This is a genomic window from Microbulbifer pacificus (assembly GCF_002959965.1).
Classification (GTDB): domain Bacteria; phylum Pseudomonadota; class Gammaproteobacteria; order Pseudomonadales; family Cellvibrionaceae; genus Microbulbifer; species Microbulbifer pacificus_A.
This window is the reverse complement of the sequence record NZ_PREV01000026.1, coordinates 730981-745582: the sequence shown is the minus strand read 5'-3', so window position 1 is coordinate 745582 and position 14602 is coordinate 730981. Positions and strand designations below refer to the sequence as shown.

Below are 14602 nucleotides of genomic sequence, written 5' to 3'. Positions count from 1 at the left end.
CCAGGTTCCACTGACTTTCTGACAGCCATAAAAAACCCCGGATCTCCCGGGGTTTTTTATTTCCGTCTGCCAGAAATGACAGCTTAGGCTTAGGCCTTAGGCGGACGACCGCGGCGAGCAGGGGCCTTCTTGGCTGCACCAGCCTTGGGTGGGCGACCGGGCTTCTTCTTGGCGGCGCCAGCTTTGGCGGGGCGGCCAGGCTTCTTGGCTGCGGTTGCACCAGCGTCAGCAGCGGCTTTCTTCGGACGGCCAGGCTTTTTCTTGGCGGCGGCCTTGGCTTTGGCGGATGCTTTCTTGGCTTTTTCCGCGGCTTTTTTCTTGGCTACGGCAGCTTTCTTCTTCTCTGCAGCGGCTTTTTTCTTGGCAGCAGCGGCGGCCTTTTTCTTGGCTGCAGCAGCTTTTTTCTTGGCAGCGGCAGCGGCTTTTTTCTTGGCAGCGGCAGCGGCTTTCTTCTCTGCAGCGGCCTTTTTCTTGGCAGCAGCGGCGGCTTTCTTCTTCTCGGCAGCGGCTTTCTTCTTCTCCGCGGCAGTCAGCTTTTTGGTGATCGCCGCTTCTTCTTTGGCTACGGCCTTGGCAACTTTCGCCATCAGCTTGTTTTCGGCGCTGATGGTGGCCAGTTTGGCTTTGGCGCCAGCAGCGGCGGCTTTGGCTGCGGCAGCGGCTTTCTTGGCGGCGGCGGCGGCTTCCTGCGCGGCTTTCAGCTGTTTCTGCTGAGCGGCTGATTTTTTCTTGGCGCGAGCAGCTTTTACCTTGGCCTGTGCGGCGGCTGCCTTCTTGGCGGCGGCGTCGGCATCTTTGGACAGCTTGTCCGCTTCTTTTTTGGCTTCAGCTTCCTGGCCACTGCGGGCTTTTTCGAGCTGGGCTTTCAATGAGGCGAGTTCCGCTTCCAACTTCGCGACGGCGCTCACCGGAGAATTGTTGGCTTTTCTACGTGCGGCCATAAAATATCCCTGTATCTGAATTTAATATCTAGATGTTATTTTGGATGAGTGGAATTCATCGCGCTAATTGCAGCTCATTTATATACTTGAATGCAAGTGTTTTAGGGGTGTTTTTACTCAGTAATGAATAAATTTAAGGCTTTTTTAACCTTTGTCGGGTTTTTCTGGTTGTTGGTCTGCGGTTTTTGGGCTTTGTTCTCCATGTTGTGGGGGGCGGACTCGAGGACAACGGCAGCGTGGATCGGTCTATTAATTAATGCCTGGGCATTACCTGTGTGGATGCTGTTGCGCTATTTGTTGCCCGGAAAAATATCCGGGGACTTGCGTGAACCAGGTGCATTTGCCGGGGTGCTTCTTGGGCTTGCACTCGTGCTGCTGGCGGATAGTTCACGCGGATTGCCCGTTCACCTGGCGATATACAACTTGTTTGTATTTCTGCTTTATCTCTACCACCTGAGTTCGGTTGCCTGGCCGACAATGCCAGCGCGGGAAACCTTGTTCCCGGATATCGAAGAAATGAATATGGGGGGATGGCGAGTGGCGGAGTACTGTCGCGACCGGGATATAAAGGGTGCAATTGTGCTCTTCCTGCGCGGGAGTTATTGCGCGGATAGCCGCAATCAACTACACCAGCTTCATGCGTTACAGGAGGAGTTACAGAGGAAAAAAGTCGGCCTGGTACTCTGGAGTGTACAGCCGACAGACCGATGGCCGCACCGGTTGCTGGCCGGTGAGCAGTATATGAATACCTTGCAGGTAAGACAGCTTGCGCCGCCGCTGCCAGAACTGTTTGTGGCTACCAACGCTGCGCCCATTCTTCTGTGGCCGTGGGTTAAGGACGCTGCGCGCCCGAGCGCATGGTTGGTGAATGCCGAGGGATATATTTTGTGGCGCGAACTCGCGGCCAATTACCGAACGCCGGTTACGGCGGCTAATCTGCGTGGCCAATTGTTTCGTCTGCAGGAGTAAGCAGCGCTTGTCGGTAGCTGGTTCCGTCCGGAAAGGACCCGGGGCGAGTAGGGCTCTGATCTGATGTCATGGGCTGCAGTATTCTCCAGCCAGAAATGTAAAAGGCGTATCGTGTGTCGATACGCCTTTTACATTGAATAGCCCCAATGGGCTATTGGATGAACCAGCATGTTGCTGCATGAAATACAGTTTCAATGACTACAGCGGTCCGTATGGCAGGTAGCGGTTGTCGGAGTGTTGGCGAATCCACAGCAGCTGCTCGCGAGTGAGCGGGGATTTGCGCAGGCGCAGGGATTTCGCGAGTGGGATCACGGGAGAGCCGGCGCCGCCCTGCCAGCCCTGTAACTGTGTTTCCGCCAGAGTAAAGAAACGAATCAATGCCCACAGCTGTTCGCCGCTCCAGTGTTTGGCCTCGTCCAGCCACTGTGCCGAGGGCAACAGGGAAAGCCAGCTTGCGGATGTCAGCGAAGAGTCCAGTGTCTCCAGCTCCGGTGCCGCCGTACCGGGCGTCTTTCCCTCATCAGATTCTTGCAGAGCATCGATGATCCTCGACAGCAGCTCGCGGTCGATGTCTTTGCGCAACTGGTCGTTGGAAGCGGGTTGGGTGGGTTCCCAGGCGCCGACACTCATGGTTACTCCTATATATGAAAGCATGGGGATTGCGGGGGAGCGGATTATACTCGCCCCGCAGTCATGTGGTGCGCTTTGTCGTATGAATGGATGGCTGCAGCGGAATTTAGCATAATCGCCCCATTCTCCAGGAATTACGGTTGGACTGGATCCGGCCGCCGGGAGCCGTAGCGTTATTATCCACAGTTGCCCGGGGGCCCGAGTGAACTATATAGATCAGCCAATTGCCGCGCAGAAACGCATCGCACTGGTGGCACACGACAACCGCAAGGCGAGTCTGATTGAGTGGTGCCAACAGCACCGCGATATTCTGGCGCAGCACCAATTGCTGGGAACCGGGACTACAGGTTCTCAGATTGAAGCTGCGACCGGTATGGCGGTGGAGAAACTGTTCAGTGGCCCTATGGGAGGGGACCAGCAACTGGGAGCCAGAATCTGTCAGGGAGAAGTGGATATCCTGATTTTCTTCTGGGATCCCTTTGAACCCATGCCCCATGACCCTGATGTAAAAGCACTCCTGCGCATTGCCGCGGTGTGGAATATCCCTGTGGCGTGTAATGCCAGCAGTGCCGATATGATGATCCATTCCACTCTGATGGCGCAGGGCTTCTCCCGGCAGGTACCTGACTATCAGGGCTATCTGGCACAGAGAAAGCTCGAAATCATTGTGTAATTTTTGTGCGCCTTGCCGGTCTTTGATTGGTAAGTGATTGATTTTTAAGGGTTATTTTGGCGGGCAAAGGTTGCACTTGCATTGCTGGCCATTTCCCGGCAATCTTCCCCACCTGATTAGACCGGGTAACCGGCGCAATTCGAATTAAAAAACAGTACGGTGTTTTATGAGTAGACGACGCGGTAAGGCCGTAGAAGAAGAGAAGGCCGATATTGACCTGACGCCCATGCTGGACGTTGTGTTCATCATGCTGATCTTCTTTATCGTGACGGCATCCTTCGTAAAAGAGAAGGCGCTGGACGTGAACGTGCCCGATCCCGATCAGCAAGTTGAGACCCCGCCAAATGAGGACAAGCAGAACATCCTGCTGACGGTGAACTCCGCCGATGAGATCTGGATGGGAAGCAGCCGTATCGACAGTCGTGCGGTCCGCGCCCGTATTGCCCAGCTCTACGCTGAGAACCCGCAGGCTATCGTCATCGTACGTGCGCACATCAAATCCAGCGCGGACACATACGTGACCATTGCGGATGCGGCGAAAGAGGTAAACTCGAACATCCAGGTTTCCCTGGTACCGTTCGAAGACAAGCGCTAACGCTTCGTCTACCCACCGGGTACAAAAAGCCAGCATTCGCTGGCTTTTTTTATGTCTGTAATCCGCCAGGTCATCTGTGTCTGCCATGACTGCGCGGTTTTGCACCGCGCGTCAGGGACCTGTGGCGCTGGAATCTGTCAGAACTCGGAGCGAATGGCCCAGAGGTCCGGGAATACCGGCCTGAACAGGGTGCTTTGCAGGTAGCCCACACCACTGGAACCTCCTGTTCCCATCTTGTGGCCGATCGTGCGCTCCACCATCTTCACATGGCGATAGCGCCACTGCTGCAGGGAGGTATCGATATCCACCAGTGCTTCGCAGATATCACTCACCAGCGGATCATTCCGGTATACGTCGATCAGCACCTGCTGTACTGCGGTAGAAGGGGCTGCGACCTGGCTGTAATCCCTCTCCAGCTCGGATTTCGGGATTTCATGTCCTTCGTGAACGAGGAAGCGCAGGAAGGCATCCCACAGCGTTGGCGCCTCAAGACGTTTTTTCAGGCGGAGGTAGTGTTCGGAACCGGGCTCATAGTTACCCAGCTTTTTTGCGTCTTTCGCGCCATAGAGGAATTCCAGCTCGCGGAACTGGTAAGACTGGAAGCCGCTGGCGGTCGACAGTCTGTCCCGGAAGGACATGAACTCCAGCGGCGTGAGGGTTTCCAGAATATCTACCTGCTGGATCAGGGTGCGGTAGATGGCGTCGACCCGCTTCAGGGTATGCAGGGCGCGGTTGCGCTCACCGCCGTTAAACAGGCGTACCAGGAAATCGAGCTCGTGCAGCAGTTGTTTGAACCACAGCTCATAGCTCTGATGGATTACGATAAACAGCAGTTCGTCGTGCTCCGGGCCATCGGAAAGTGGCTGCTGGCACTGCAGCAGCTCGTCGACTTTCAGGTAGGAGCTGTATGTCACCGTCATTTGGGGAATATTCCTGTCTTGAAAACACTGCGACCGAAATGGATGTACCGGTTTTTCCAGTGATGTGAATCTTAAATTGCGTAAATTCGCCGATCTGTGGCCGCATTATAAGGTCTCATCGAAAACAGTTGGAAAATTCCTTTATCCCACGGGAGACAGAGGCTGGATTGAGAATTGGCAACCCAAACTGGTCGAATTGGACCTCGTGTGTTGGGGGGGAGTGGCTACACTAGGGGCGCGATAACCACAGAATAGGCGGAGCCCAACAACATGCAGAGCCAGTGTGCGGAAATTCAGTCTCAGATATCCGGGCGGGTATTGGAGATCACCATCAACCGGCCGGAACGCAAGAATGCGCTGACCATGGCCATGTATTCCGCGATGGCGGATCTGCTGAACGCGGCGGCGGATGACCCAAGTGTGAGAGTCGTCATACTCACCGGGGCTGCCGGTATCTTTACCAGTGGCAACGATCTGACGGATTTTCTTGGCGGTTCCGCCACAGGGGATGAGTCGCCGGTATACCTGTTCATGCAGGCATTGTATAACTTCCCCAAGCCGGTGATTGCCGCTGTGGCGGGCCCCGCGGTGGGAATTGGTACCACATTGCTACTGCATTGCGATCTCTCCATCGCCGAAGACGACGCGGTGTTTCAGATGCCCTTTGTGAATCTCGGCCTGTGCCCGGAATACGGTTCCAGTTTCCTGTTGCCGCGTATCATGGGGCACGCCAAAGCGTCCGAACTCCTGTTACTCGGTAAGAAATTCGATGCCCAGACCGCGGCGGATGTGAATATCTGTAATGAAGTCGTGTACGCGGGAGAGGCGCTGGACCGAGCCCGGGTTTATGCGGCGGAACTCGCCGAGAAGGCACCGGAGGCGGTGCGCCTGACCAAGAAGCTGCTTCGCCAGGGTATTCACGAAAACGGCCTGGCGACGATTCGGGAAGAGGCGAATCATTTCAAAACCCGCCTGTTATCTGAGGAGTTTCGCGAGGCGGCCACGGCATTTATGGAGAAAAGGCCGGCGGATTTTTCCCGATTTGATTGATTGCGGTGCGGCCGGGTATTTGTCAGGCCGGGCCGTAACGAAACCAGGTTTCAAAAGGTCGCCATCGGCGACCTTTTTTTATGATATTTTCAGTGTTTCTTGAAGTTTTATTCCATTTTACTTTGTTGTCGTAGTTGTCTGGTGCATGACCGGTGCTTTGCGCAGAGATAAATTGGGCATGATTAAGGCTGTGTGAGCCGGTACACTTTATTGCACGGTCGCCCGCCGAGGGCCCCGAGTCCCGCTGGGCAATTTTCCAACAGATAAGATTCACCCGCGGCTGAAGCATCCACATCCGAAATTGTGCAGGGTTTCTGCGATAACCTGGTTTTCAGGACCATGAACGTCTTAGCTCTTTTTTCCCGCCTTGCCGGAGTATCGACCCGCCTCTTCTTCCTGGGCCTGTCCGGGACCGTTTGGGCCTTGCTGTGTATGCAGGCGCACGCCGGGGTGTCCGTCGGTGCCGGGAAGGGCGCGCAGCTGGGTTCCCTGTCCGAACCACTGAGCTCCTACGGCATGACCATTGACGTCGGCGCCACTGAAGATGGCAGCCGGCGCACGGGACAGGCCGCCGTCTGGCACGATACCAGTGGCCGGGCGGACCTCATGGCGGCATTGCAAGCGTTGGAAGCGGGAGCGTTTCGAGCTCTGCCCGGCGCAGGTTCTACCGGGCTACAGAAAGGGAGTTACTGGTCCTTCTTCGTGCTGCACAACCCTACAGACTTTCCGGTACCGCTGCATCTGGAGTATGTGGACCACCAGTTGATCCGGCTGCAGGCGTTTGCAAGCTCCTCCAACACTACCCCGGAATTTGTGGAGGTCGCCAATCTCGCCATGGGCGAAGGGTTCACGAAGAGACCGGTTTTTCACAATCGGTTTGTGGTGCCAGTCGCGCTTGAAGCGGGGGAATCGAAAGCCTTTCTGGTGCGGTTCGATTCGGAAGAGGTAGGGTTTGTATTTCCCTCCATGCGTATCTGGTCACCCGATGCGCTGAGTAAATCCCACACCGGTGAAACAGCGGTACTTTCATTTCTGTTTGGCGGTATCACCCTGATTTCGCTGTTCTCTCTGATTGTCGGGCTTACGACACGCGAGCCGAGCTTCTTCGCTTATTTCGTTTATGGCCTATCGAAAATTGTGGCATGGGGCACGATTCTTGGATTCACGCACCAGTATGTGCTGCGCGAAGGGTTTCACTGGAGCTATATGTCTGCTGCTGGCGCTGTGAGTATCCTGTGCGGCGTCATCTTCGATCGCTTGTTCCTGCAGACACGTAAATATACTCCCAAGCTGGATCTGGTCATGATCCTGATGATGCTGAATGCCTTGGTACTGCTTGGCAGTGCCTTGTTACAGATCAAGGCGGTGGCGCTGGTCAGTATTACCCTGGCGCTGTTGCTGTATCCGGCCTCTACGGTGATCGCGATAGTGCGTTGGCGTCAGGGCTCCAGCGAAGCGGCGGTGTTTGCAGTGGGCTGGACGCTACTGCTGGCGGGATTGTTTTTCCAGGCGCTGAGGGATCTGGGTTACGTCCATCACAATCTGGTGAATTACTACCTGCCGCCACTCAGTTCTTTTATTGAAATGGTAACGATCATGGCGGCCATGGGAATAAAGCTGCGCCGCCTGCGTCTTCAGGGACTGGAGTCAGAACGTCAGTATCGCCGTCATCTCGAACAATCCAAGGTGAAACTGGAAGGATTGGTGCGTGCCCGCACGGAGGAACTCGAAAAAGCGAAGCACCAGGCGGAACTGGAAGCGCGCACCGACCCACTCACAGGGATCCGCAATCGGCGCAGCTTCCTCGCCGATGCCGATCTTTCTATCAAGCGAGCCCAGCGCAAAGGTGAACCGGTGAGCCTGTTGATGTTCGATATTGACCACTTCAAGTCCATCAACGATAACCACGGTCATGGTGTTGGTGATGAGGCACTGCGTCAGTTCAGCCAGACCATACAGCGGAAACTCCGAGAAACCGATGTGTTCGGGCGCCTTGGTGGTGAGGAATTTGCCCTGCTGATTACGGAGACCCGTCCGGACTCCCTGCACACCGCGGAGCGGTTACGCGACATCATTTCACAGATCCGCGTCGAGTGCCCTGCTGGCAGCGTGCAGTTTACCTCAAGTATCGGTGTTGCCCTCGGCACCGAGCATGAGACTGTAGAGCAGTTGCTGCGACGGGCGGACCACGCGCTTTACTGTGCCAAGGAGCGCGGGCGAAATATTGTGGTGGAGTACACCGCGGAGCGGGGACCGGATGCTTCCGGACCGTCTCACTCTGAGGCCGCAAGCACTGAACCGGCGCTGAGTCTGGAACCGACCTGATCGGATTATTCCGACTCTACGACAACAAAAAGCCGCGGGTCCACGACCCACGGCTTTCTTACTGGATTCAGATCATTTGCCGATGAGGATCTACTGTACGATCTTGATCCACTCTCCCGGCTGTGGTTCACCACGCGGGTAGTAGCCATTCAGCAGGCGCAGCTGTTCCTCTGCGTACTCGCCAATTTCCATATGCCGCGCCAGCGATGAGAAGGTCGTTTTGTCATTGGCCTGCACATAGCGAACGCGTTTGATATCCGGCTTGGCGATGTCGGTTTGGCGCAGAGGGCGAAAGCTGCGAATACTTGTCATGAACAGATTGTCCAGTTCGGCGGCGGCTTCGGTGTTTTTGGGATTTTCACTGACTTTACCCTCCAGAATGTACTGGCGGCTGCCATAGAACAGAATGGCTACCCGATCCGGACTGTCACTGGATTTGACCGGTAATTTTCCCGTGTGCCCTTCCAGGCGATACTGATTTAACGCCTCGTCCTGTTCGAGACTGCGCACGTCATAGACGCCACGCAGGGCCATATCTGCAGGCTGATTGCCATCGCGCTTGTCGACCTTGATGGTGAGAGTTGCGGATTTGTCCGGCGCGGTGCCAACGATCGCCGAGCGCTGATTTTCCACCGTCCAGCCCTCGGGGAACAGTAGCGAAAAGCCCAGGCTCTTGTGGTTGAAGCGATTTTTTTCGCTTTCATGTGCGTTGGTACCGTAAACGATGCCGTCGGTTTTCTCGCGGTAGTACTCCACCTTGGTCACTTTTTTGTCTTCTGGCAGTTTGCCTGCGGCTTCGACCACTTCCCGCAGGCGCACATCGTTGCGCGGGTGGGACGAAAACACACCGTGGTAGGTCTGCTGTTGTTTGCCTTCTACCCGTGCGCGACGGCGGGCAAAGGTTTCCTGATCCTTCAGCAACCCGATCACATTGATCATGGATTGTGGATCATAGCCGGCGTTGTACATGTACTGCGCACCGAAACGGTCGGCTTCCAGCTCCATATCGCGGCCATAGCCTTTCACCGCCGCGGTACTCCACAGGTTCGCCACATCACCCACGACGCCGCTACCAGTCACGAGTACCGATAACACCGAGGCCACACCGGCTCCGGTGGCCGCAGTTTTCTGGCGCACCGCGTGGCGAGCGGTGATATGCCCAACTTCGTGGGCGAGTACCGCGGCCATTTCTGCTTCCGAGTGCAGGTAGGTGAGCAGACCGCGGTTGATATACACATAACCACCGGGCAGGGCAAAGGCGTTGATGTCCTGACTGTCGATAATGGTGAAGTGATAGGTGAGATCGGGGCGGTCGCTGGCCTTGGCGACTTTCTGACCGACGTGTTCAACGTACGTGGTCAGGATTGGATCGTTGTAAATGGGGGTGCTGGCCACCAGCTTTTCATGCATCTCGCGTCCGATCTTGATTTCCTTTTCCTCCGACATCAGGACCAGATCCGGTCTGTTGGTGGCGGGGTTGAAAGAACAACCGGTGGCGGTAACCAGCAGCAAGGTGGCTAACAGTCTTTTCTTGAGCGTGTGCATTTGAGGCTCCTGTATTTATTCTCTCCAGTCAGATAGCCGCTGCGACAACCTCTGTCGGGCTCAGCGGCTGGCGGATTGTGGTGGTAATAAGAATTCCTGAAGTTGAGCGGCCATGCCTTTGCAGGCGTTGTTCTGTACCCGGGCGATCAATGGAATGGGTACCACTATGGCGGGCATGTAAGAGGTGCCCTGGGCGTCGGCACTGATTTTTCCCGACAGCTCCTGATCGCGGAAATCCCACACCGAGGCTTCATAGTCGGACTCCTTGTCCCAGGTGCCGAAGCCGAAGCAGCCGGCGCCGGCGGTGCCGATGGAGCAGCCGATGGAGCCCGCGCTCGAGGTAGTCTCGGTATTACCGTCGATCCATACGATGTATTTGACTCCGTACTTCTCCATACGGTCGCGCACGTCCGGAACATCCATCAGCTTGCTAAGGGATTTGATATGCATTGGCGCGGTGCGAGGCTCGAACCAGGGGTAGAGTGCATCCACGAACTGTTGCTCGGGAATGACATTCACTCCGGCCTTGGGGTTGTGCAGGGTCTGCCCCACGCAATCGATCAGGTCCGGCTCGGTTTCGTACTCGCTGGAGTGCCGTCGCCCGAGAATCACAACGGTATCACCCGCGGCCAGTTCGCCATTACTGCGGCGGTACTCGTCGATCACTACAGTGGTACAGCCGCTGTTTAGAACCGCCCCAATTGATACGGAAAGCAGAGTCGATGCGGAAAACAGGGATCTCAGAAATTTCACTGGTACATCCTCCTTGAATCCCCTGCAAGGGTGCCCATCTGTGGGGGCGCAAGGGAACCGATCCATCGGAAAGAAACGTTGCGCTACTGGATATCAGCGTCGGTCCGTTTCATGGTCAGGGCCCGCTGCCTGCTGGCGAGAAACGCCTGCAGTTCCGGCACCCGTTCAAATCCTGTGTACAGGGTCGCACCTGCATCCCGCAGGGCCACGTTGATGGCCTGGGCCAGGGCGGCCTCCTGGGATTTCAGAAACGCCGTGGGGGTTTTTCCGTAGGCGGTGATTACCCATTCCGCCACAGAGTCACCCTGTTGGTTATAGGCGTGCATATCGTACTTGATCCACACCTCGAAAATGTTTACCCGGGTTTCGCGGGGCATGGTGAACTGCAGTTCGCGTACCTCAGGCACGATCACCAGGTCAATACCCTGTGGAAGGTTGCTCGGATACTGCGCCAGGTTTACCGTTTCTTTGAACATGGAACCGAGTACGGTCTCGAACAGATTTTTCTGTGCGCGCCCGGTATTGATGTTCCATTCATCTCTGTCATCGCGATTTTCGCTGTACGTAAACTGACGGAAATCCTCACTGAGGTAGATTCCCACAGTAAGCGGGTGCTGGTTGCCCACCGGTGTGGGAAACTGACCATCTACGGAAACTGTGTGTGCGCAGGCCGTCAGTAGCCCCGCGAATATCAGTATCGCGGTGGTCTTTACTGCCCCAAGTCCTTTTGACAAGCGATTCATGCGTTGCTCCCTACCCATCCTCTTTATTCGGTTCATCGGAAATCGTTCAGCCCCACAAAGGTGCCGCCGTTCCTGTATGTCAGCTCTCGCATCAGTGCGGCAAATCGCAGCCCGGTAGTTTGCAGGTGCAGTGGTCGCGAGAACTGAATCGGGAAACCGATGGCGTGAATACGGACCATGCGATCATTTTCGCCCCGCTGGGCGTTCACTCGATCCACCGCCATCATCACATTGCGAATGGATTTTCCGGTAAATTCGTCGCCGAGTACGTAGATGCTGATTTTCTTGTTGGGATCATGGAAGGTGCGCACTGCCTTCTGGATACCCTCCACCGGGCTGGAATTACTGAAGGGATTCCAGGAACGAAGACGGTCGAGCACCGCCTGGCGGCGCCCGGGGGTATCTGGAATCCATTTGTTGCGGTAGTTGGAGAACATGTAGTCTCCCATGTCGTTCATCACCTGAATCCCCTTAACATTGGGGTACAGATTCAGGGTGTTGACCATTTCCTGGATCATGCGGTCCCAGCCGTAATTGAACATACTGCCGGAGGTGTCGATGATGAAGAGAATGTATTCGCTATCGACCGGAATACCGCCAATGACATTGTTCTTGCGCTGGTAGTTTTCACCCAGCAGGCGCTTCATTTCGTCGGTCATGGTTTGCAGCGCGATGGTCAGTTCACCCTTGAGTTTGCCCTCCTCGGAGTCGCTCTCGGTTTTCTTCGCGTATACCGCCTGCAGGGTTTCAAGCTCACCCTTGAGTTTGGCGATACGCTTGGTCTCTATATCCAGTTGTTCTTTCTTGGCGTTCAGGTCGCGGTTCAGGACACTGGTCTCGCCGCGAATTTCCGCCAGTTGCTCCTGCAGTTCCTGCACCTGACCATCGAGATCCAGTTCGGCCTCTTCGAGAACAATCGGTTCCACGGTTTTGGCGATCATCAACAGCAGGACGATGGCACCGAAGCCGCAGCAAATCACGTCGAGAAACGAGATGCTGAACTCTTCCTGTTGCCGTTTGTTGCGTTTGCTACTCATGGCCAATCCTTTGACGGTGCGAGGAACGAACCCTGGGTATCCATGGCCAGTTTCCAGAATTCACTGGCGGCCATTGGATCACCCTCCATGGGCGCGAGAATCACATTGACCGGGATACTTTTCGGCAGTGCATCCACCGCCTTGTGGAACAGCTTGAGGCGGTCCTTTCCGGAAATCGTGTTGCCTTTCGCCACCTGCATGCCCTGGGTGGGGAGACCGTCGGTAATGAGGATGATATTGTCCGGCAACGGAGACATGCCATTTACCGCATTAAATACCCGCTCCAGGCTGGTACCATTCTGCGGCACCACGGTATCCAGCTGTTTGATGGCCTCGTCGATTTGCGCGCGGTCGTCCACATTCAGCCAGCGGTCTTCGGTACCGACGATGGCGGCGCGGAATCCGGTATTGAAAGTGTAGATCTGGTATTGGCTGTCCTGGGGAAACTGCGAAACCAGCCATGAGACGGTCTGTTTGGCCCGACGCCATTTTTCCGTATCCCGTTTTACTGCGTCCGACATGTTGCGGGTGCGAATGACCTTGATAAGCTCATCGCCGAGCATGCTGGCGGATGAATCCAGCAGGATCAGAATACGATCGCCACCGAGGCGCAGACCAGTGAGGTACTGGCGGTCGCCATCGCCGACAAACTTGCGCACATTGTTGCCGAGTTTTTTGTTTTCCTCTTCCAGCTTCTGCTTTGCCTGCTCAAGCTTTTTCAGCTTTTCCTGCAGACGTGCGACATCCATTTCATCGGTTGTGCTGTCGACTTCAGCGATATTGCCTCTCACCTCCTCAATCTGCTCCATGATGCGCCTTGCCAGCCCCTGGGTTTTGGCCAGTTCATCGCTGGTGGTATCGAGGGTGTTGCGGGCCAATACCAGATGTTCCAGTCCGAACTGCACCTCCTCCTGCAGCAGGTTTACCTCTGCTGTCAGATCCTGGTTTTCGGCCTTGATATCGTGGTCGGAGCCGTGTTTTATGATCAGAAAAATCAACGCTACGGCGCCGAACCCACAGGACATAATGTCCAGGAACGACAGGCTGAAGGTAGTAAACCGCCGGTTCTTACGCGCCATAGTGCTCCACGCTGATCGCTGTGATGACTTCTGCAAAATCCGCCGCGCCGATACGGTCGCCGGCGGTAAGGCTGACGGGAGCGGAAATTTCCTTTCCGTTCAGCATCAGTTGCGCGCCTGCATCCACTCGTAGTGCCAGGCGGCCCGCATGGTGGGTGATGGTGGCGGCGGGGTGGCTTGGCGGCGTGGGTGTGATTTGCAGCTTTCCTTCCTGCCAGCTCACGAACAGCGGTTGCTGTGCCGCCAGCGCGCGGTGACCGAACAGCAGGTGGGTGGCGCCGGCCTCGGTGGCTGTGTTGATCTGCACAGCGACGTCATTGACAGGCGCCGCGCTCAGTTCGGTAATCAGGCGCAGGTTGCCGTTTTCGCTATGCATCTCCTGCCAGCGTTTGTCGGCGGCCAGTGCCACTGCATTGTGGGGCAGAAGGTGAATACGTTCCGCCAGCTGAGCACCGCCGGGAATCTCCGCCCAGCGGTGGGAGACAAACACCACACTGTTGGCTTCACCGAGATTTTCGATCATGGCCCGCACCCGTGACAGGATCGGAGTGCTTGCATCCTGCAGCTGGCGCAGACTCACCTTGGCGGTGCGATCGTCCAGTTCCGCCATGACTTCACCCTGGCGCATGGCGCGGGCAATCCACTGGGGCAGCATATCGTAGAGCTGTTGCTCCGCCTCTGCGGAGTGCAGTGGATCAAAGCGGCACTGCATGATGAAGGCATCGGTAAATATCCTCGCCCAGGCTTCCTGGAAATGGTGCAAACCAGCATCGGTAACGGTTTCTGCGATATCCAGCTCCGCGCGCTCGTGCACAGCCACGCGGCTTACCAGTGTCTGGTGGCGATGCAGTTCCACATGCAGGTGCACGCCACGGGGTGCGCAACTGCTGATACAGGCTGTGGCGGCATCCGCCAGTGCCACGACATTGAACGGACTTTCCTTAACCACACCAAGCAGCAATGCCAGTTGCTCGCGAGTAAAATTGCCGGGAACCGCGAGCACCACTTCATCGGGAAGGTCGCACAGCCCCGCGATCTCCTTCAGATGGAAAAAAGCCAGGTCCGCATGGTGGCGGCAGCCAGGGTTGGTGGATTTCACCGTTTCCAGACTGAGCCGCCGCCAGAACTGATGATTGACCTGAGTGGGGTGGCTACGCGCGCGCATCAGCGCGCCGGTGCCGGTGATGATCTCGCGGTTGTTGACGATGGCCACGCCGGGGCTTTCCAGCACTTCCTTGGTGCCTTCAAAGACCCGTAGGCCGCAATCGTTGATTTCCAGTACACCTTTGCTCATGGGAGCTCCTATTTCCCTGTTGCGGTAACCCATTCCCCGGCTAGCCGC

General features: G+C 56.1%; 14 protein-coding genes. 5 read left to right on the top strand and 9 right to left on the bottom strand.

Features of this window, described 5'->3' with window-relative positions; all coding sequences use genetic code 11:
* Positions 1-89: 89 nt before the first annotated feature.
* Positions 90-941, bottom strand: coding sequence for a hypothetical protein (locus tag C3938_RS03660; RefSeq protein WP_105101884.1), 852 nt, complete (start codon positions 939-941; stop codon positions 90-92).
* A 123-nt stretch (positions 942-1064) separates the two neighbouring features.
* Between C3938_RS03660 and C3938_RS03655 the strand changes: the two genes are divergently transcribed.
* A complete protein-coding gene (locus C3938_RS03655; RefSeq protein ID WP_105101883.1) occupies positions 1065-1910 on the top strand; it encodes a hypothetical protein in 846 nt (281 codons plus the stop codon).
* A gap of 198 nt (positions 1911-2108) precedes the next feature.
* On the opposite strand, the gene C3938_RS03650 is transcribed toward C3938_RS03655, so the two are convergent.
* Positions 2109-2540 (bottom strand): hypothetical protein, encoded by a 432-nt coding sequence (locus tag C3938_RS03650; RefSeq protein ID WP_105101882.1) that lies wholly within the window; start codon positions 2538-2540, stop codon positions 2109-2111.
* Between the two features lie 202 nt (positions 2541-2742).
* Here C3938_RS03650 and C3938_RS03645 point away from each other — a divergent pair, with 202 nt between their 5' ends.
* Together C3938_RS03645 and C3938_RS03640 are read left to right on the top strand one after the other, a co-directional pair.
* Positions 2743-3213, top strand: a complete 471-nt coding sequence (locus C3938_RS03645; protein WP_105101881.1) for a methylglyoxal synthase — start codon at positions 2743-2745, stop codon at positions 3211-3213.
* A gap of 166 nt (positions 3214-3379) precedes the next feature.
* Positions 3380-3808 (top strand): ExbD/TolR family protein, encoded by a 429-nt coding sequence (locus C3938_RS03640; protein WP_105101880.1) that lies wholly within the window; start codon positions 3380-3382, stop codon positions 3806-3808.
* A gap of 137 nt (positions 3809-3945) precedes the next feature.
* Here the strand turns inward: C3938_RS03640 and C3938_RS03635 are convergent, their stop codons facing one another.
* Positions 3946-4728, bottom strand: coding sequence for a tryptophan 2,3-dioxygenase (locus tag C3938_RS03635; protein ID WP_105101879.1), 783 nt, complete (start codon positions 4726-4728; stop codon positions 3946-3948).
* Between the two features lie 270 nt (positions 4729-4998).
* Between C3938_RS03635 and C3938_RS03630 the strand changes: the two genes are divergently transcribed.
* The gene (locus tag C3938_RS03630) at positions 4999-5778 is read left to right on the top strand and encodes an enoyl-CoA hydratase (protein WP_105101878.1); all 780 of its coding nucleotides are present in this window, start codon (positions 4999-5001) and stop codon (positions 5776-5778) included.
* 339 nt (positions 5779-6117) lie between these two features.
* Positions 6118-8103, top strand: a complete 1986-nt coding sequence (locus C3938_RS03625) for a sensor domain-containing diguanylate cyclase (RefSeq protein WP_233998630.1) — start codon at positions 6118-6120, stop codon at positions 8101-8103.
* Positions 8104-8193: 90 nt separating this feature from the next.
* Here the strand turns inward: C3938_RS03625 and C3938_RS03620 are convergent, their stop codons facing one another.
* From C3938_RS03620 to C3938_RS03595, 6 genes are all read right to left on the bottom strand, one after another.
* Complete coding sequence (locus C3938_RS03620) at positions 8194-9648, bottom strand: M48 family metalloprotease (RefSeq protein WP_105101877.1); 1455 nt, start codon at positions 9646-9648, stop codon at positions 8194-8196.
* Positions 9649-9708: 60 nt separating this feature from the next.
* Complete coding sequence (locus C3938_RS03615) at positions 9709-10401, bottom strand: hypothetical protein (RefSeq protein ID WP_233998629.1); 693 nt, start codon at positions 10399-10401, stop codon at positions 9709-9711.
* Positions 10402-10484: 83 nt separating this feature from the next.
* Positions 10485-11144, bottom strand: a complete 660-nt coding sequence (locus C3938_RS03610) for a hypothetical protein (protein WP_105101875.1) — start codon at positions 11142-11144, stop codon at positions 10485-10487.
* A gap of 32 nt (positions 11145-11176) precedes the next feature.
* On the bottom strand, positions 11177-12181 hold the full coding sequence (locus C3938_RS03605) for a vWA domain-containing protein (RefSeq protein ID WP_105101874.1): 1005 nt from the start codon (positions 12179-12181) through the stop codon (positions 11177-11179).
* The gene (locus C3938_RS03600) at positions 12178-13260 is read right to left on the bottom strand and encodes a VWA domain-containing protein (protein ID WP_105101873.1); all 1083 of its coding nucleotides are present in this window, start codon (positions 13258-13260) and stop codon (positions 12178-12180) included. Before C3938_RS03600 ends, C3938_RS03605 begins: the two co-directional genes overlap by 4 nt.
* On the bottom strand, positions 13250-14554 hold the full coding sequence (locus C3938_RS03595; RefSeq protein WP_105101872.1) for a hypothetical protein: 1305 nt from the start codon (positions 14552-14554) through the stop codon (positions 13250-13252). The genes C3938_RS03600 and C3938_RS03595 overlap by 11 nt, the downstream gene beginning before the upstream one ends.
* Positions 14555-14602: the final 48 nt, after the last annotated feature.

Bases quoted from the DNA above. Each gene is read 5' to 3' on its own strand.
- C3938_RS03660 (WP_105101884.1), bottom strand. From the start codon at position 941: ATGGCCGCACGTAGAAAAGCCAACAATTCTCCGGTGAGCGCCGTCGCG.
- C3938_RS03655 (WP_105101883.1), top strand. From the start codon at position 1,065: ATGAATAAATTTAAGGCTTTTTTAACCTTTGTCGGGTTTTTCTGGTTG.
- C3938_RS03650 (WP_105101882.1), bottom strand. From the start codon at position 2,540: ATGAGTGTCGGCGCCTGGGAACCCACCCAACCCGCTTCCAACGACCAG.
- C3938_RS03640 (WP_105101880.1), top strand. From the start codon at position 3,380: ATGAGTAGACGACGCGGTAAGGCCGTAGAAGAAGAGAAGGCCGATATT.
- C3938_RS03635 (WP_105101879.1), bottom strand. From the start codon at position 4,728: ATGACGGTGACATACAGCTCCTACCTGAAAGTCGACGAGCTGCTGCAG.
- C3938_RS03630 (WP_105101878.1), top strand. From the start codon at position 4,999: ATGCAGAGCCAGTGTGCGGAAATTCAGTCTCAGATATCCGGGCGGGTA.
- C3938_RS03625 (WP_233998630.1), top strand. From the start codon at position 6,118: ATGAACGTCTTAGCTCTTTTTTCCCGCCTTGCCGGAGTATCGACCCGC.
- C3938_RS03620 (WP_105101877.1), bottom strand. From the start codon at position 9,648: ATGCACACGCTCAAGAAAAGACTGTTAGCCACCTTGCTGCTGGTTACC.
- C3938_RS03610 (WP_105101875.1), bottom strand. From the start codon at position 11,144: ATGAATCGCTTGTCAAAAGGACTTGGGGCAGTAAAGACCACCGCGATA.
- C3938_RS03605 (WP_105101874.1), bottom strand. From the start codon at position 12,181: ATGAGTAGCAAACGCAACAAACGGCAACAGGAAGAGTTCAGCATCTCG.
- C3938_RS03600 (WP_105101873.1), bottom strand. From the start codon at position 13,260: ATGGCGCGTAAGAACCGGCGGTTTACTACCTTCAGCCTGTCGTTCCTG.
- C3938_RS03595 (WP_105101872.1), bottom strand. From the start codon at position 14,554: ATGAGCAAAGGTGTACTGGAAATCAACGATTGCGGCCTACGGGTCTTT.